Annotated in this window: 16 protein-coding genes; 7 read left to right on the top strand and 9 right to left on the bottom strand. The window is 68.8% G+C overall.

Translation table 11 applies throughout. The annotated features are described in order from the left end of the window. Positions 1–263: 263 nt before the first annotated feature. Genes ACIBTM_RS21695 through ACIBTM_RS21680 form a run of 4 tightly spaced genes read right to left on the bottom strand, consistent with a single transcriptional unit; the run spans position 264 to position 4336 of the window. Positions 264–1280 (bottom strand): endo-1,4-beta-xylanase, encoded by a 1017-nt coding sequence (locus tag ACIBTM_RS21695; RefSeq protein ID WP_395878850.1) that lies wholly within the window; start codon positions 1278–1280, stop codon positions 264–266. A 28-nt stretch (positions 1281–1308) separates the two neighbouring features. Next, positions 1309–2130 (bottom strand): carbohydrate ABC transporter permease, encoded by an 822-nt coding sequence (locus ACIBTM_RS21690; RefSeq protein WP_395878849.1) that lies wholly within the window; start codon positions 2128–2130, stop codon positions 1309–1311. Continuing rightward, complete coding sequence (locus ACIBTM_RS21685; protein WP_395878848.1) at positions 2130–3044, bottom strand: carbohydrate ABC transporter permease; 915 nt, start codon at positions 3042–3044, stop codon at positions 2130–2132. The genes ACIBTM_RS21690 and ACIBTM_RS21685 overlap by 1 nt, the downstream gene beginning before the upstream one ends. Then, entirely contained in the window at positions 3041–4336 is a 1296-nt protein-coding gene (locus tag ACIBTM_RS21680; RefSeq protein WP_395878847.1) for an ABC transporter substrate-binding protein, read from the bottom strand. The genes ACIBTM_RS21685 and ACIBTM_RS21680 overlap by 4 nt, the downstream gene beginning before the upstream one ends. Positions 4337–4466: 130 nt before the next feature. On the opposite strand from ACIBTM_RS21680, the gene ACIBTM_RS21675 reads away from it, so the two are divergent. Together ACIBTM_RS21675 and ACIBTM_RS21670 are read left to right on the top strand one after the other, a co-directional pair. Next, positions 4467–5486, top strand: a complete 1020-nt coding sequence (locus tag ACIBTM_RS21675) for a LacI family DNA-binding transcriptional regulator (protein WP_395878846.1) — start codon at positions 4467–4469, stop codon at positions 5484–5486. A gap of 35 nt (positions 5487–5521) precedes the next feature. Continuing rightward, entirely contained in the window at positions 5522–7825 is a 2304-nt protein-coding gene (locus ACIBTM_RS21670) for a beta-glucosidase (RefSeq protein WP_395878845.1), read from the top strand. A gap of 25 nt (positions 7826–7850) precedes the next feature. Here the strand turns inward: ACIBTM_RS21670 and ACIBTM_RS21665 are convergent, their stop codons facing one another. Beyond that, a complete protein-coding gene (locus ACIBTM_RS21665) occupies positions 7851–8795 on the bottom strand; it encodes a hypothetical protein (RefSeq protein WP_395878844.1) in 945 nt (314 codons plus the stop codon). Positions 8796–8840: 45 nt separating this feature from the next. On the opposite strand from ACIBTM_RS21665, the gene ACIBTM_RS21660 reads away from it, so the two are divergent. From ACIBTM_RS21660 to ACIBTM_RS21650, 3 genes are all read left to right on the top strand, one after another. After that, entirely contained in the window at positions 8841–9974 is a 1134-nt protein-coding gene (locus ACIBTM_RS21660) for a glycosyltransferase (RefSeq protein WP_395878843.1), read from the top strand. Further along, positions 9971–11203: an RNA polymerase sigma factor gene (locus ACIBTM_RS21655; protein WP_395878842.1), complete on the top strand. Its 1233-nt coding sequence runs from the start codon at positions 9971–9973 to the stop codon at positions 11201–11203. The genes ACIBTM_RS21660 and ACIBTM_RS21655 overlap by 4 nt, the downstream gene beginning before the upstream one ends. Positions 11204–11277: 74 nt before the next feature. Next, on the top strand, positions 11278–12051 hold the full coding sequence (locus ACIBTM_RS21650; RefSeq protein WP_395878841.1) for an alpha/beta fold hydrolase: 774 nt from the start codon (positions 11278–11280) through the stop codon (positions 12049–12051). A 59-nt stretch (positions 12052–12110) separates the two neighbouring features. On the opposite strand, the gene ACIBTM_RS21645 is transcribed toward ACIBTM_RS21650, so the two are convergent. Both ACIBTM_RS21645 and ACIBTM_RS21640 read right to left on the bottom strand, forming a co-directional pair. After that, positions 12111–12602, bottom strand: a complete 492-nt coding sequence (locus ACIBTM_RS21645) for a DUF1772 domain-containing protein (protein ID WP_395878840.1) — start codon at positions 12600–12602, stop codon at positions 12111–12113. 32 nt (positions 12603–12634) lie between these two features. Continuing rightward, a complete protein-coding gene (locus ACIBTM_RS21640; protein ID WP_395878839.1) occupies positions 12635–13462 on the bottom strand; it encodes an NmrA family transcriptional regulator in 828 nt (275 codons plus the stop codon). An 80-nt stretch (positions 13463–13542) separates the two neighbouring features. On the opposite strand from ACIBTM_RS21640, the gene ACIBTM_RS21635 reads away from it, so the two are divergent. Further along, positions 13543–14481, top strand: coding sequence for an AraC family transcriptional regulator (locus tag ACIBTM_RS21635; RefSeq protein WP_395878838.1), 939 nt, complete (start codon positions 13543–13545; stop codon positions 14479–14481). Here the strand turns inward: ACIBTM_RS21635 and ACIBTM_RS21630 are convergent. Next, positions 14460–15413: a helix-turn-helix transcriptional regulator gene (locus ACIBTM_RS21630; RefSeq protein WP_395878837.1), complete on the bottom strand. Its 954-nt coding sequence runs from the start codon at positions 15411–15413 to the stop codon at positions 14460–14462. The genes ACIBTM_RS21635 and ACIBTM_RS21630 overlap by 22 nt on opposite strands. A 116-nt stretch (positions 15414–15529) precedes the next feature. On the opposite strand from ACIBTM_RS21630, the gene ACIBTM_RS21625 reads away from it, so the two are divergent. Beyond that, positions 15530–16168 (top strand): SDR family NAD(P)-dependent oxidoreductase, encoded by a 639-nt coding sequence (locus ACIBTM_RS21625; protein ID WP_395878836.1) that lies wholly within the window; start codon positions 15530–15532, stop codon positions 16166–16168. A 4-nt stretch (positions 16169–16172) separates the two neighbouring features. Here the strand turns inward: ACIBTM_RS21625 and ACIBTM_RS21620 are convergent, their stop codons facing one another. Further along, positions 16173–16976, bottom strand: a complete 804-nt coding sequence (locus ACIBTM_RS21620) for a pentapeptide repeat-containing protein (RefSeq protein WP_395878835.1) — start codon at positions 16974–16976, stop codon at positions 16173–16175. Between the last annotated feature and the right edge of the window lie 222 nt (positions 16977–17198).

The following is a 17198-nucleotide window of genomic DNA, read 5'->3' as shown; positions in this document are numbered from 1 at the left end:
GGTTGCGCGCTGGCGTCAAGAGGTCTGTGAAGGCCTCCTTGAGAGATTCATCTTTGTCACCCGCCACTGTGTCGGCAGTCGAGGCGGTTTCGCCCGGCCCCCAATGTGGCATTGGAGACGCTCAGTGTCTCCAATGCCACATTGGGGGCATCGGGTGCAGCGGTGTCCCTGCGTCACCTCGAAGCCAGCTGGAGTCGCGACGCCGGGAAGAGTGGTCGCTGGCAAGTCTGTGAAGGCCCTTCAGCCAGGTTCGCGCCGCGGCGTCAAGGGTTGATGCGGGTGTAAGCGGGTTTCGGCTGCAAGTTCGTGTCGAACAGGCAGGCCGCGCCCTCACCCGGGAAAGTGCCGGGCACCCACGAGTGACGGTCGGTGAATCCCCACGTCGTGAATTCCACGCAGCGCGCCACGGCATGACAACCGTCCCACAACTGCTTGAAATAGCTCGCCTGGGTGTTCAGCTTCGCGGCATCGGCAGGCAGCTGGACGCGGACGTCGGCCTCGGTGATCGCGACGTCCAACCCCAGCGCGGCGAACCGGTCGATGTTGGCCTGGTAGCCGCCGGGAAAGCCGTACTGGGTCGCCAGATGCGCCTGGATGCCGACGCCGTCGATCGGGACACCCTGCTGCTTGAGCGTGCGCACCAGGTTGTACAGGGCGTCGCTCTTCGCGTTGAGGCCTTCGGTGTTGTAGTCGTTGATGTACAGCTTGGCCGCTGGATCCGCGGCGCGCGCCCAGCGGAAGGCGTCGGCCACATAGCCGTCGCCGAGTTTCTGCTGGAATACCGACTGCCGTCGGGTGCCGTTGTCGTTGAACATCTCGTTCACGACGTCCCATGCCCGGATCTTGCCCTTGTACCGGCCCATCGCCGTGGTGATGTGCCGCTGCATGGCGGTGCGCAGCTCGGCCGCCGACAGGTTGTTCACCCAGCCCGGCAGTTGGCTGTGCCAGACGAGTGTGTGCCCACGGACGGATTTGCCGTTCTGCTGGGCGTAGTTGACGATCGCGTCCGCACCGGACCAGTTGTACTGGCCGCGGTTCGGCTCGACCACGGCCCATTTCATCTCGTTCTCGGGGGTGACGTTGTCGAATTCACGGGTGAGCACGGAGCGGTAATCCGCCTGGCTGGCGAGCGGATTCGCCGCCACCGCACTGCCGACGTACCGATTCGTGATGTCCTTCAACGGACCCGCCGCGGCGGCCGGTGCCGCCTGCCACGCGGCCACGCTCGCGAACGCGGTCATCGCGACGAGCACTCGTCTCACCTGACTAGTGCGCAACATCGTTGTCGCTCCTCTTCTAGGGCAGTCGTCAGCCCTTCACGGATCCGGTCAACCCGCCGACGATGCGACGTTCGGCGAGTACGAAGAACACGAGTGCGGGGATCATCGACAGCGCGGTGAACGCGAGCACCCGCGCGGTGTCCTGGGAGTACTGGGATTGGAAGCTCGCCACCCCGAGCGGCAGGGTGAAATTCGCGGGGTCGTTGAACACCAGCAGCGGCAACAGGAAGAAGTTCCAGCTGGTGACGAAGGCGAGCACGGCGACGGTGGTCAGTGCCGGCATGGACAGCGGGAGCAGGATCCGCCAGAAGAACCCGAGCCTGGTCGCACCGTCCAGTACCGCGGCGTCTTCGATCTCGCCGGGGATCGCCCGCATGAACGGCCGCAGGATCACGATGGTGACCGGCAGTGAGAACGCGGCCTCCGGGATCGCCACTCCCCAGAAGCTTTCCAGCATCCCGAGCTGACGCAGCCACAAGTACAGCGGCAACGTCGCGACACCCAGCGGGAACAGCAGGCCGAGGGTGAACAGCGTGTAGAAACCCTCACGGCCCTTGAACGTGTACCGGGACAACGCATACGCGGCCATCGAGCCACAACAGACGGTCAGGATCGTGGCGATCACCGCGATCAGCGCGCTGTTCCCGAGGAAGGTCCAGAACGACGACGAGCCGAGGATCGCCGCGTAGTTGTCCCAGACCCACGGGCTGGGCAGACCACTGGGTGAGGAGTTGATCTGCGCATTGCTGCGGAAACCGCCGAGTATCACGAACAGCAGCGGCACCACGGTGATCCCGAGTACCGCGATCGCGGCGAGATAGGCGATCGGCGTTCCCGCCCGGCGCGTCATCAGTTCACCATCCTGGTCAGTGCGCCGTCGGTGTCACGGCGGAGCGCGAACCGCTGGTACAGCAAAGCGAAGACGAAGCAGATCACGAACAGGATCACCGCGACCGCGCTCCCGAAGCCGAATTCGTACCGCTTGAACCCGTGGTCGATCAGATAGGTCGCCATCGTGGTCGACGAATTCGCCGGGCCGCCCAGCGTCATGATCCACACCAGGTCGAACAGCTGCAGAGAGCCGATCACCGAAAGGAACACCCAGATCCGGATGGTCGGACCGAGCAGCGGCAGCACCACATGGCGAGTGGTCTGCCAGGCCGACGCGCCGTCGAGCGCCGCGGCTTCCCGCAGTTCCGCCGGCACGCCTTGAAGCCCGGCCAGCAGCAGGATGATGCCGAATCCGATGTACTTCCAGGTGATCACGGCGAACAGCGTGTAGAGCACGATGCCGGGATCGGCCAGCCAGAGCTGGACCAGCCCGCCGAGCCCGACCTTTCGGAGCACCTGGTCGACGAACCCGTCCGGTTGCAGCATCAGCAGCCAGATCACCGCGGTGATCGCCTCGGACAGCACGTACGGGGCGAACACCAGTGTCCGCAGGACGGCACGGCCGCGTATCTTGCGGTTCAGCAGCATGGCGAGCCCGATGGACAGCGGCAGCTGGAGCACCAGTGACAGGCCCGCGATGATCAGATTGTGCCCGATCGCGCCTTGGAAGACCGTTCCGGACAGGGCATCGGCGTAGTTGTCGAAACCGACGAAATCCCCCAGCGGGCCGAAACCGTTCCATTCGAACACGCTGTAGAACGCCGCGATCCCGATCGGGACCAGCACGAACCCGGCGAACAGCACCAACGTCGGCCCGAGCAGGAACGCCAGTTCCAGCTTCTTTCGCGCCGAGGTGGTGGCCGTTGTCGTCATTTGTCGCCCGCCGCGGCCTTGTTGACCGCCTCCACGATGCCTTCCGGAGTGCCCTGGCCGGCGAAGAAGTTCGCGACCGCGTCGTTGAGTGCGGCGCCGACGGCGGTGGGGAACGCCTTGTCGAAGTACATCTGCAGGTAGGGCGCCTTCTGGCCGTAGTCGAACACGGTCTTCAGCGATTCGGTCTTGAGTGCTCCGGCCGCCGAGACGTTCATCGGCAGTCCCGCGCCCTGCGCCGCCAACTGGGTCTGCACCGGTTCGCTGCCGATGTACTTGAGGAACTCCGCGCACGCCTTGGCGACGCGGGAGGTGCAGGAGAATCCGTCCCCGCCGCCGAGAACGGCGGCCGGGTCGCCGGCGCCGCCGGGCACCGACGGGAACGGGAACCAGCCCACTTTCGAGTCGAGGTCCTTGTCCTCGGTCAACGACGACATCGTGCCCGGCTCCCAGTCGCCCTGCAGCTCCATCGCGGCCTTGCCGTTCGCGACCAGCCCGGCCGAACTACCGGCGCCCTGCTGGGCGGGGGTGGCGGTGAAACCGGGCTGGAACGGCTGGGTCGCGAGGAACGCCTGCAGATCCCGGCCTGCCTTCGTCCAGCACGGGTCCTCGAGTTTGACCGCCTTCACCGACTGCTTCAGCGTGTCGGCCGAGCAGGCGCGCAGGGCGAAGTAGTTCCAGTAGAACGCGTCCGGCCAGCGGTCCTTGCCGCCGACGGCGATCGGCGTGATCCCGGCCGCCTTCAGCTTCGCGACCGCGGCGCCGAGCTCGTCCAAAGTGGACGGCGGTGTGGTGACGCCCGCCTTGGCGAACAGATCCTTGCGGTACCAGAATCCGACGAAGTGCTGTTCCCACGGGACGCCGTACTGCTTGCCGTCGACTTGCCAGCTTTCGGCGAGTTTGCCGACGGAGGGAGCCCAGTCCTTGGTCAGTTCGGTGAGGTCGGCGACCTTGCCGGAGGTGACCTGGGAGGCCAGCTCGCCGCCACCCCACGACTGGTAGACGTCCGGTGGTTCGTTCGACTGCAGCGCGAGCGGGACCTTGGTGTTGAAATCCTCGTTCTGCAGCGGCTGGCCCTTGAGCGTCACGTCGGGGTGAGCTTGCCGGTAGTCGGCGATCACCTTCGCCCAGATCGACTTGATCGGGTCGGTGGTGCCGTTGTGCCACCAGGTGAGGGTGATCGGCCCGCTGGGCTCGGCCGGTGTTCCGGTACCGCCGGAGCAACCCGCGAGTGCGAGCGGGACGCTCGCCGCGAGTGCGGCGACGGCGGGAATTCGGCGGTTCGAACGCATCATGAGTCCACTCCTGACGACTTCGGCCGAGTTGGACGGGGCGTGACAGCGCCCGGGCTGGCGGTTAGTTTGCGCGGGTCGAAAACGGATGTCAATCGTTGTCGATAACGTTTTACATGGCTAGTCTGAGCTCATGCAGCCCAGCTCTAGGGTCACAATCCGTGACGTCGCGGCCCGTGCCGGAGTCTCCGTGGCCACCGTGTCCAAGGTGATCAACGACCGGTACGGCGTCGCCGCGTCGACCCTCGCCCGCGTCCGGGCGGTGATCGACGAACTCGGTTACGAAGCGAGCCTGGTCGCCCAAAGCCTGCGCAATCACAAGACGAACGTGATCGGCATCCTGGTCGCCGATCTGGAACCGTTCAGCACCGAGCTGCTCAAGGGCGCCGCGGACGCCATCCGGGGCAGCGGCTACGAACTCGTCGTGTATTCGGCGGGTGGCCGTACCGGCGATCCGGCCGGCTGGGAGAGGCGGTATCTCTCGCGGTTGTCCGGCACGTTGGTCGATGGTGCGGTACTGGTGACCCCGGTCGCCTCCCTGGAAGCGATCCCCGGCACGCCCGTGGTCGCCGTCGATCCGCATACCGGCCCGTCCTTGGTGCCCACCATCGACTCCGACAACCTGCGCGGCGCTCAGCTGGCGACCGAACACCTGCTGGAACTCGGCCACCGGCGCATCGGTTTTCTCGCCGGGCGCCCGGATCTGGAGTCGGCCGAGCTCCGCAAAACCGGTTACCTGCGGGCGCTGGCCGCCGCCGGCGTCCCGGTCGACGAGGAGCTGATCCGGCTCGGTGCCTACGACCCGGAGATCTCCGCCCGTTCGGCCCATGAGTTGCTGACCCGGCCCGACCGTCCCACCGCCGTGTTCGCCGCGAACGACATCTCGGCGATCGCGACCGTGAGCGCCGCGTCCGAACTCGGTCTGTCCGTGCCGGAGGACCTCTCGGTGGTCGGTTTCGACAACGTTCCCGAGTCCGCGCTCTGCACCCCGCCACTGACCACGGTGGACCAGCCCATCCGGGAAATGGGCCACCGTGCCATCACCCTGCTGATTTCCCTGATCAGCGGGGAAATCAGCGAGAAGACTCATATCACGCTGTCCACCGGTCTCGTGGTGCGCCGTTCGACCCGCGCCCTCGAACCGGGTTCCTGATCCACGGCGAACTCTTCGACGAAGGGCGGACAGTCTTGACCACACAGCCCAGCGCGTCACCGCAGCCCTGGCACGACACGGCGGCCGAACCCGTCGAGCGGGTGCGCGCCTTGATGGCACGGATGACCTTGCGGGAGAAACTCGGCCAGCTCTACGGCATCTGGGTCGGTATCGACTCCGGCGGCGAGATGGCACCGCACCAGCACGACTTCGCCGAGGCCGCGCTGGGCTGGGACGACCTGGTGCGGCACGGGATCGGGCAGCTGACCCGGGTGTACGGCACCCGGCCGGTCGATCCGGTGATCGGTGCCCACAGCCTCGCCCGTACCCAGCGGGAGATCATCGGCAGCAACCGGTTCGGTATCCCCGCGTTGGTGCACGAGGAGATCCTCACCGGACTCGCCGCCTGGCAGGCCACGGTCTATCCGTCCCCGCTGTGCTGGGGTGCGAGTTTCGATCCGGAGCTGGTGCGGCGGATGGGTGCGCGGATCGGCGGGACCATGCGGAAGCTCGGCGTCCACCAGGGGCTGGCGCCGGTGCTCGACGTCGCCCGTGACCTGCGCTGGGGCCGTATCGAGGAAACCATCGCCGAGGATCCGTACCTGGTCGGCACGATCGGTGGCGCCTACGTCGCCGGGCTGGAATCGATGGGTGTGATCGCCACTCTCAAGCATTTCGCCGGCTATTCGGCTTCCCGTGCCGGACGCAACCTCGCGCCGGTGTCGGTGGGCCCGCGGGAGCTGGCCGACGTCCTGCTGCCGCCGTTCGAGATGGCGTTGCGCGCGGGCGCCCGTTCGGTGATGAACTCCTACGCCGACAACGACGGTGCCCCGGCCGCCGGTGATCCCACCTTGCTGACGGACCTGCTCCGCGACACCTATGGATTCACCGGCACCGTTGTCGCGGACTACTTTTCCGTGTCCTTTCTCTACAAGCTCCACGGTGTCGCCGCCGACCGCGGTGACGCGGCCGGGCAGGCACTCTCGGCCGGGATCGACGTGGAACTGCCCACCATGGACTGCTACGGCGAGCCACTGCTCGCCGCGGTGGAAGCGGGCACGGTCGGCACCGCCACCGTGGACCGTGCCCTCGAACGAGTGCTGCTCCAGAAATGCGAACTCGGGCTGCTCGACCCCGACTGGGCACCCGAGGTGCCGGACGAGATCGAACTTGACGAGCCGGAGTCCCGCGCGCTGGCAAGGGAACTGGCCGAACGCTCGATCGTGTTGTTGCACAACGACGGCACGCTGCCGCTGGCGCCGGGCCGCAGGATCGCCGTCGTCGGGCCCCGCGCCGACGAACCCGGTGCGATGCTCGGCTGCTACTCCTTCCCGATGCATGTCGGCGTGCACCATCCCGACATACCGTTCGGGGTGTCCGTGCCGACCGTGCTCGATGCGCTGCAAGCGGACCACGAAGTCACGTTCGCCGTGGGCTGCCCAGTGCTCGGTGGCGAGGACACGGACATCGCCGCAGCCGTCGAGGCCGCGCGGAATGCCGAAGTCTGCGTCGCGGTGCTCGGCGACCGCGCGGGTTTGTTCGGTGCCGGCACGTCGGGCGAGGGCTGTGACGCCGCCGACCTGAAGCTTCCGGGACGGCAGGAAGAACTCCTCGAAGCGTTGCTCTCGACCGGTACTCCGGTGGTACTGGTGCTGCTGTGTGGCCGCCCGTACGAGCTGTCCCGGCAGGTGGACCGGCTGGCCGCGATCGTCTGTGGCTTCTACCCCGGTGAGGAGGGCGCCGCGGCGCTCGCTGGTGTCCTGAGCGGACGGATCAACCCCTCCGGCCGGCTTCCGGTCGGGTTCCCCGGTGAGACCGCGTCCTATCCGTCGACGTATCTGACGGCGAAACTCGGGCAGCGCAGTGAGGTCAGCACCATCGACCCGACACCGCTGTTCCCCTTCGGCCATGGGCTTTCCTACGCCCCTGTGACCTGGGTCGGCGTCGAGATGTCCGCCCCTTCATGGCCAACGGACGGCAGCTGCCGGATCCAGGTGACACTGCGCAACGACACCGACCGCGCCACCTCCGAAGTCGTCCAGATCTACCTGCACGATCCGGTCGCCGAAGTGGCCAGGCCGGTTCAGCAGTTGATCGCCGCGAAACGGGTCGAGCTGGCACCGGGTGAAACCGAGGTCGTCGGAATCGGGCTGCACGCCGATCTGACCTCCTACACCGGCCGCGCGGGCAAACGCCTGGTCGAACCTGGCGACGTCGAGTTGCGCGTCGGTACGTCGAGCGCGCGGATCGTCACGACACTGCCGTGCACGATGACCGGCCCACGCCGCGAGGTCGGATTCGATCGGGTGTCGGCCCCGGTCTTCGACGCCGCCGGCTGATCACCTTGCCGGCGGCGGTGGCCGCTCAGTCGCCGGCCGGAGGGCGGGCGAGTCCGGCCAGCCGCCGGACGACGTCGTCGTACCGTGCCTGATCGGCGGCCGCCCGGGCCTGTGCCCGCTCCAGCTCCTCGGCGAGGGCCGTCGCCCGGGCTTCGGCGAGGCTCCTGGCCGTGTGTTCTTCCGCGAGCGACGCCCGAAGCCCGGCCGATTCCTTTTCGGACACCGTCACCCGCGTCTTGGCCTCGTCGAACCGCTCCTGCAGCGCTTCGAGTTCCGCGACCGCCCGGGCCAGTGCCGTGTCGCGTTCGCCCAGCTCCGCGGTCAGCCGGGTCTTCTCCTCCCGGATGGCCGCGAACTCCTCACGCAGTGTCCGGAGCTCGGCGAGCAACGCATCACGGGCACGTTCCGCCGCGACGGTCGCGGCTTCCGCGGCGCCCCTGGCTCGTTCATGCGCGGCGACCTCGGTCCAGGACCGCTGCCGGGTCTCTTCCGCGTCTTTCAAGGCCTGTTCGGCGGCGCGTTCCGCCTTGGCCTTGGCCATCTTGTCGTCGCGGGACGCGGCCAGGGCTGCCGCACGCGCGGTGTCGGCCTTCGCCGCCGCCTGCTGCGCGTCCTCCGCCTCGCGCCGGGCCGTCGCCGCGTCGGTCTCGGCTTCGGTCACCCGGCCCAGCGCCGCCTCACCGGCGTCGTCGAACCGCGACCGCATCGCGTCCAGCAGTTCCACCAGCGACGCCGCCGTCGGCGTGAACTCGTCGGCGATCCGGCGGACCTCCAGCAGCGGATCGGCCACGCTCGCGACCGCGGCCGCCCGGCGGGCGCGCGAGGCGGCGTCGGCGTGGGCCTTGCCGCAATAGGCAGAGGGACGGCCGCCCTTGCGTTTCCCCTCGGCGTCCACCGCGGGCGGGGGCAAGGGATTATCGCAACCTTCCAGCGCGCACAGCCGGATCTCGTCGGCGTCCGTATCGATCACCGCAGCAGGGTAGCGCTGCCGCCCCCGCTCGATAGGGTCGTCAACGTGCGTGTCCTGTTCACCTTCGCGGGCGGCAACGGCCACTTCCGGCCGCTGCTCCCCCTCGGCCGCGCGCTCGCCGGCGCGGGGCACACGATCGCGTTCACCGGCGAGCCGCGGATGGTCCCGATCGTCGAGGCCACAGGGTTCACCGTGTTCCCGTCGGGACCGAATCTCGGCAGTGACGGCGCACGTCGCCCCCTGCTCCCCGTCGACAGGGATCGGGAGGACACCGACCTCCGTGACGGTTTCGTCCGCCGCACCGCGCCTCGGCGCGCGAAGGACGTCATGGCGCTCTGCGCGGGCTGGGAACCGGATCTGCTCGTATGCGACGAGGCCGATCACGGGGCGATGATCGCCGCCGAACGGCTCGGCCTCCCCCACGCCACCGTTCTGGTGACCGCGGCGGGTGTCCTCATCCGCGCCGAGCTGATCGACGACGCGCTCAACGAGGTCCGCGCCGTCCACGGTCTGCCGCCGCAGCGAAACCTGGAGATGGCATACCGCCACCTCGTGCTTTCCCCGTTCCCCGCGAGCTTCCGCGATCCCCGGTTCCCGCTGCCGCCGACCGCGCGGCCGTTCCACAGCCCCCTTCCCGGTCGCGGACCGGTGCCGGAGTGGCACGTCGAAGGCCACCCCACCGTCTACTTCACCCTCGGCACGATCTTCAACACCGAATCCGGTGATCTGTTCGGCCGGGCACTGGCGGGTTTGCGGGAGGTCGACGCGACCTGCGTGGTGACCGTCGGGAACCTCATCGACCCCGCCGAGTTCGGCCCGCAGCCCGGGCACATCCACCTCACGCGCTATCTGCCGCAGGACGAAGTCCTCCCGTACTGCGACGCGGTCCTCAGCCACGGCGGTTCGGGCAGCTTGCTCGGCGCTCTCGCCCATGGGCTGCCGATGGTGCTGCTCCCGATGGGCGCCGATCAGCCCCACAACGGCGATCGGGTCACCGAGCTCGGGCTCGGCATCGTCCTCGATGTCATCGACGCGACACCGGAGGACATCCGCGACGCCGTGGCCACGGTGCTGCGGGAACCGGCCTACCGGGCGGCGGCCGGGCGGTTGCGGGACGAGGTCACCGCGTACCCGGCGCCGGAGACGATCGTGCCGCTGCTGGAAGGACTGCTCGGGTGACCACCGAGCTCGACGCCGCGATCACGCAGGCGTTCCGTGAGGAGTCGGGGCAGGTGATCGCCACCCTGATCCGCGTCACCGGTGACTGGGACCTCGCCGAGGAGTGCGTCCAAGAGGCGTTCGCGCTCGCGTTGCGCACGTGGCCCCGTGACGGCGTCCCGGCGAAACCCGGCGCCTGGCTGACGACGGCGGCGCGCAACCGCGCGACCGACCGGATCCGGCGAGAGGCCGTCGGTGCGGCGAAACTGCGCGAGGCCGCCGGACTGAACGTCCCCGCCGAGCCGGACTGGGACGAGAGCGGTGTCCACGACGACCGGCTCCGGCTCATCTTCACCTGCTGTCATCCCGCGCTGCCGCTCGAAGGACAGGTCGCGCTCGCGTTGCGGACCTTGGCCGGGCTCACCACCGCCGAGATCGCCCGCGCCTTCCTCGTCTCCGAGGCCACGATGTCGCAGCGCCTGGTCAGGGTGAAGCGGAAGATCCGCACGGCGGGTATCCCGTACCGGGTCCCGCCCGCGGAGCTGCTGCCCGAACGCACGACAGCGGTGCTGGGCATGCTGTACCTGCTGTTCAACGAGGGCTACTCGGCCAGTGCCGGCACCGATCTGCTCCGGCCCGACCTGTCCGCGGAGGCGATCAGGCTCGCCCGGATCCTCGCGAGCCTGATGCCGGGCGAGCCGGAGGTCCTCGGGCTGCTGGCCCTGCTGCTCTTGCACGACGCCCGCCGTGCCACGCGTGTCGACGATCAGGGCACGCTCGTCTCGCTCGACGAGCAGGACCGCGGCGGCTGGAACACCGCCGAGATCGCCGAGGGCACGGAGTTGCTGGAGACCGCGCTCCGCCGCGGTGTTCCCGGGCAGTACCAGATCCAGGCCGCCATCGCCGCCTGCCACGCGACGGCCGCCCATGCCTCCGACACCGACTGGGCACAGATCGCCGCCCTCTACGGGGAGCTGCTGCGTTTCGTGCCTTCGCCCGTCGTCGAGCTGAACCGCGCGGTCGCCGTCGCCATGGCCGAAGGTCCCGAGGCCGGACTCGAACTGGTCGACAAGCTCACCGCGGACGGCGGTCTCACCGGGTACCACCTGCTTCCCGCGACCCGCGCGGACCTGCTCCGGCGTCTCGACCGGCTCGGGGAGGCCGCCGACGCGTACCGCGAGGCGCTCGCGCTCGCCGGCACCGATGCCGAGCGCGCCTACCTGTCGGGAAAACTCGCCGAAATCTCCTGACGCCCGGCTGTCTGTCCGAGGCGTCACCGTTCGTCGGTGAGCGACAAGTCCCGAAAAGAGGAAGGGGTCATCCGATGGCCGTTCTCGACGTCCCCGGCGCCCGGCTGCACCACACCGTGACCGGCAGCGGTCCGGTACTGCTGTGCATCCCCGGTGGCGCGGCCGATTCCGCCATGTTCGCACCGATCGCGGGCCTGCTCGCGCAGCGCTACACGGTGATCACCTACGACCCGCGTGGGATCTCCCGCAGCATTCTCGACGATCCGGACGCGGAACAGCGGATCGAGGTCCACACCGACGACGCGCTGCGCCTGCTCGACAGCGTGAGCACGGAACCGGCGGTGATCTTCGCTTCCAGTGGCGGTTGCATGCAGGCCTTCGATCTCGTCACCCGCCACCCCGGGCGGGTGACGACGCTCCTGGTGCACGAACCACCGCTGACGACCCTGCTGCCCGGCCAACCCGAGGGTGACCCCGACGAGCTGCCGCGCCTGCACCGTGAACACGGCATCGAGGCGGCGATGGCGAAGTTCATGGCCGACGCCGGTTTCGAGATGGACGAGAGCACGCTTCCGCCGGAGATGCGGAAGAACATGGAATTCTTCGTCGTGCACCTGATGAAGATGATCGGGGGCTTCACCCCGGACTACGAAGCGTTGAAGGCGTCGGAGACCCGGATCGTCGTCGGCGTCGGGAAGGACTCGGCCGGGCAGCCCGCGCACGAGGCGGCGGTGCTCGCCGCCGCTCGTCTCGGGGTGGAGCCGACCTACTTCCCCGGTGACCACGGTGGTTTCGCCGCCGAGGCCGCCGCGTTCGCGCCGCAGATCCTGGCGCTTCTCGACGCCTGATGTCAGGAAAGGGTCGTTCAAGACGTTTTTCGTCCTGAACGACCCTTTCCTGACACGCGTCAGGCGCGGACGTGCGCGATCAGCCCGCCCACCAGTGCACCGAAGCCGCCGATCGCGGCCAGGGTCCGGACGAGGTTCCACCGTTCCCAGACACCCTCGAACTTCGCCCGCAGCGCCTCGAAGTCGGTGCTGTCGCCGTCGAAACCCGCTTCGAGCGCGTTGTTCAGCGGCACGTTGATCGCCATCGTCACGATCAGCATCACCATCAGCAGGACGAACCCCGCGATGAGCCACGGCAGCGCGGGTCGCAGTTCCGACCGGAAGTGCAGCGCCGCCGCCACCCCGGCGAGCAGCGGCGCGCCGCCGAAGCTCAGCGCGAACCAGCCGTTGAGGATCGCGATGTTGATCTCCCGCATCCCCGTCACGTAGGTCCGGGCGTCCGCCCGCCCCAGGCCCGGCATCACCGAGCACGCGTAGGCGTAGAACAAGCCGGCGATCAACCCCGCCGCGATGACGGCCGCGATCAGGACGATCTCGCTCAGCGTCGCCATTCCTGTCGCCTCCCTTCCGATTCCAGCTCGTTTCATCGATTCCAGACCCCAGTGGCCGCCGCTTTAGCGGCGTAGTCGGAGAAGTCCCTCGCGGGCCTGCCCAGCACCCGCTCGACGTCACCGGTGAGCGAGGAGTTCCGGCCGTCGAGGATGCGCGTGAACAGGTCGGTCAGGCCCTCGATCTCCTCCTCCGGCACGCCCTGTTCGGCCGCTCCCGCCGCGAATTCCGCGGCGGAGACCGGAACGTACCGGACATCCCGCCCGGAAGCCTTGCCGATTTCCGCCGCCGCGTCCGCGAAACCCAGCAATCGGGGTCCGGTCAGCTCGTACACCTCGCCGTCGTGCCCGTCGGTGGTCAGCGCCGTCACCACCACGTCGACGATGTCCTCGACGTCGATGAACGGCTCAGTCACCGACCCGGCGGGCAGCACGATCTCCCCGGCGAGCACCGGTTCAAGCAGGAAGTGCTCGCTGAAGTTCTGCGCGAACCAGCTCGCCCGCACTACCGTCCACTCGGCACCGGAGTCCCGTACCCCCTGTTCGCTGACCACGGCTTCCTCTTCGCCGCGGCCGGACAGCAGGACCAGCCGCCGGACACCGTGGTCCACGGCCAGCTTCGAGAAGTCGCGGATCGCCTCCGCCGCACCAGGGAAAGCCAGATCCGGGTAGTAGGTGAGGTACGCCGCGCTGTTTCCGGCGACGGCGGCCGTCCAGGTGGACCGGTCGTCCCAGTCGAACACCGGCCGCGAGGCCTTCCGGACGTCGATCCCGAGGTCGGTCAGCCGCCGCGCCACCCGGCTCCCGGTCTTGCCCGTCGCACCCAGGACCAGGACCGTCTCGTTGTTCTTCGTGTTTGTCATGGCACTAGTCAAGCGCCTACGAATGAGACGGAACATAGTTCAAAGGCTCTATTCCATGTTCCATCGTCTACACTTTCGGTATGGATCCTCTCGCCGGTCTGCTCGACGGACCCCGCGCCCGCGGCGCGTTCCTGCTGAAGTCGGTCATGACCCCGCCGTGGTCGCTGCGGATCGAGGACGAGGCACCGCTGACGGTGATGGCGCAGGTCCGCGGCGAGTCCTGGGTGGTGCCCGAGCACGGGGACACGGTCCACCTCGGCACCGGCGACATCGCCATCGCCCGCGGTCCGGACCCGTATCTCGTCGCGGACGACCCGGCCACCCCACCGCAGGCGATGATCCTGCCGGGGCAGGAATGCCTGACCCCGGACGGGAAACACCTCACCGAGCTGTCGGATCTCGGCGTCCGCACCTGGGGTGACGATCCGGACGGCCCCGTCGTCCTGCTCACCGGCACCTATCCGCTGGAGGGCGAGATCAGCAAGCGGCTCCTCAACGCGCTGCCGTCGCTGCTGGTCGTCCGGGACGAGGAGTGGGACAACCCGCTGGTGTCCTTGCTCGCCGGTGAGATCGTCAAGGACACGCCCGGTCAGGAAGCCGTCCTGGACCGCGTGCTCGACCTGCTTCTGGTCGCCGCGCTGCGAACCTGGTTCGACCGGCCCGATACCGCGGCACCCGCCTGGTATCGCGCGCACAGCGATCCCGTCGTCGGGCGCGCGCTGAAACTGTTACAGCACAAGCCTTCCGAACCGTGGACGGTGGCGAGCCTCGCGGCCGACACCGGGGTGTCCCGTGCCGCGTTCGCCCGGCGGTTCACCGCCGCGGTCGGCGAACCGCCGATGGCCTACCTCGCGAGCTGGCGTATCGCGCTCGCCGCGGATCTCCTGCGCCAGCACCCCGACGTCACGATCGGCGCGGTCGCCCGTCAGGTCGGCTACGGCAGTTCGTTCGCGCTCAGCACCGCGTTCAAACGCGAACACGGCGTCAGCCCGCAGGGTTACCGCGCCGGCGTCGCGTAACGCTCGACCAGTTCCGCGCCGATCCGCGCGAGTTCCTTTTGGACCGGCTCCGGGCCCAGTACCTCGATCATCGAGCCCCAGCCCGCGAGCTGCTGGGCGATCATCCACGCCACCGGCGCCGACACCGTCACCCGCACGCGCCCGTCTTCGAGCGTCCCCTCGACGCGCGCCTGCCGCCCGAAGTGGTCCTGGAGGATCGGCAGATGCCGCTCGGCGATGAGCACGGTCGCGTCGAGCCCAGAACGCCGCTGCTCGACCCGGTCGACCACCTGCTCCCACGCCCGCGCCAGTTCGAAGTCGTCCGGCCGCCCCGCGGGCAGGTCGCTGACCTCGGCGTCGGACATGCGGTCGACGCGGAAGGTGCGCTGCCCCTTCTCGGTGCCCGCGATGAGGTACCAGATGTCGTCCTTGTCCACGAGCCCCCACGGATCCACGACCCGCTCCACCGGTTCCGCGCCCTTCTTCGCGTAGCCGAACCGGACTTTGCGGCGCCGCACGATCCCGGACTGCAGCACGGTGAGCAGCTCTGGCCGTTCCTTCTCCCGCTCACCCCACCGCGACGGATCGATGACGACCGCGTCCGCGGCGGCCTGCGCGTCGGCGCGGAACGTGTCCGGCAAGGCCCGGACCAGCTTCCGCAGCGCGGATTTCACCTCGGGCGAGATCGACGCGGCCGGACCGGCGAGCAGGAACAGCGCCTGTGCCTCCGACGCCGACAGTCCACTGAGGTCGGTCCGCGCGCCGCCGACGAGCGACCAGCCGCCGCCCCGGCCGGGCTGCGGGTACACCGGGACACCCGCGGCCGACAACGCCTCGAGGTCGCGCCGGGCGGTGGCGACCGAGATTTCGAGCTCTTCCGCCAGTTCTGAAGCCGTGACGCGGCCACGTGCCTGCATCAGCAGGAGGGTGGCCACCAGGCGATCGGCACGCATGGCGCCCAGTCTCGCAGGCAAACCGCTCACCCGGTGAACACTTTGCGGCGCGGACTTGACCTTCACACCGGTGTCAGGCCCTACGGTCACCGCACCACACACAGAAGGAGAAGCACATGGCAGGCGCAGTGATCATCGGCGCGGGACCGGGCATCGGCCGCTCGGTCGCCCACCGGTTCGCCCGGGAAGGGCTGCCGATCACCTTGCTGGCCCGCCGCTCGGCGACCCTGGAGCCGCTGGCCGCCGAGCTCGGGACCGCGCTGGCACTCACGGCCGACGTCACCGACGAGGCTTCCCTCAAAGCCGCTCTCGACACCGCCGCGCAGGAGCACGGCGAGCCCGACGTCGTGGTCTACAACGCGGCGATCATCCAGGCCGACGCCCCCGGCGAGCTGTCCGTCGAACGGCATCTCGCGGCATGGTCGGTCAACGTCGTCGGAGCGATCACCACCGCGGCCCACGTCGCGCCGGGGATGGCCCGGCGCGGATCGGGCACGATCATCGTGACCGGCGGCATGCCCGAAGCCGTGCCCGCCTACACGAGCCTCTCGCTCGGGAAAGCAGGTGTGAGAGCGCTGGTTTCCCTGCTGGACAAAGAATTCGGCCCCTCAGGCGTGCATGTCGCCACGGTGACCGTCGCCGGTCCCGTCGCGAAAGGAACTCCGTTCGACCCCGACGACATCGCCGAGCACTACTGGCGGCTGCACACCCAGGCATCAGACGACTGGCAGCAGGAAATCGTCCACGGGGCGTAGCGGCCTACCAGTGCGCCGGATGGGAAAGCGAGTCCGGCAGTTTCGTCGTCGCGTCGCCCTTCGCCGCGTCCAGCTGCGACTGGAGGAGGAAGAGCGTGTCGCGGAAATCCGCGCCGCGGATGTCGGCGTCACGCAGGTCCGCCCCGGTGACGTCGGCCTGCCGCAAGTCGGCTCCCCGCAGGTCCGCGCCGATCAGGTACGCCCCGCGCAAAAGCGCGCCGCGCAGGTTCGCTCCCTTGAGCTTCGCGCCGATGAGGTCGGCGCCGCGCCGGTCCTTCTTCTTGCCCGGAACAGCGGCGCGGGCGAGCTCGCTCGCGCGCAGCAGAAGCCCGTTCACCGCGCCCCGATGCGAGTGGACATCCAGTTTGCGCAGCACGCCGGGCGTGTCCATCGTCATCCGCTCGGTCCGGTCGATCATCTCGGCCAGGTCCTCGCGGAGGGGTGCGGACGTCGGCAGCGAGGCCGCCTCGGTGAGGTAGTAGAGCAGTTCCTGCAGATCCCGCATGACCGGGAAGACCGCGAACATCGTTTTCGCCGTCTTCGGCGACGTCCGCCAGTCCTCGCCGTCGAAGGTGACCTGGGAGACCTTCTGACCCGCGCCGAAGCAGTCGTAGACCGTGCAGCCGGTGAAGCCCTTCTTGCGCAGCTTGTCGTGGATGCCGCAGCGGGAGTCCTCGCGCAGGTTCGGGCACGCCTGGCCCGCCGGTTTGGTGATCGCGAAGTCGGCAGACGCCGCGAAGGCTGGGACGACACAGCACAGACCGAAGCAGTTCTCGCAGTCGGCTCGCAGGCTGGAAAGGGCTGGCACGGTGGTTCGGACTCCAGAAGCTCGGCAAGGTGTTCCAGCCACAGGGTACGGAGAGCACTTTCCGTACAGGGCACCCGCCGCCAATGGCCGCCAGACGAAGGTCGGGCCCTGCCCCATTCAGTCGATTCGGACATGTCACGCGCTCAATAACCTCGATCCCCGTGGGATTCGGCAGGTGCCGTCCCATGCGGTCGAGCTGGACCGCCTTTCCGCCGCTGTGGT

Origin of the sequence: Amycolatopsis sp. NPDC049868 (assembly GCF_044461365.1) — a bacterium.
In the GTDB taxonomy this organism is placed as follows: domain Bacteria; phylum Actinomycetota; class Actinomycetes; order Mycobacteriales; family Pseudonocardiaceae; genus Amycolatopsis.
Note: the sequence above shows the minus strand (reverse complement) of the source record. Positions and strands in the feature narration are given on the sequence as shown.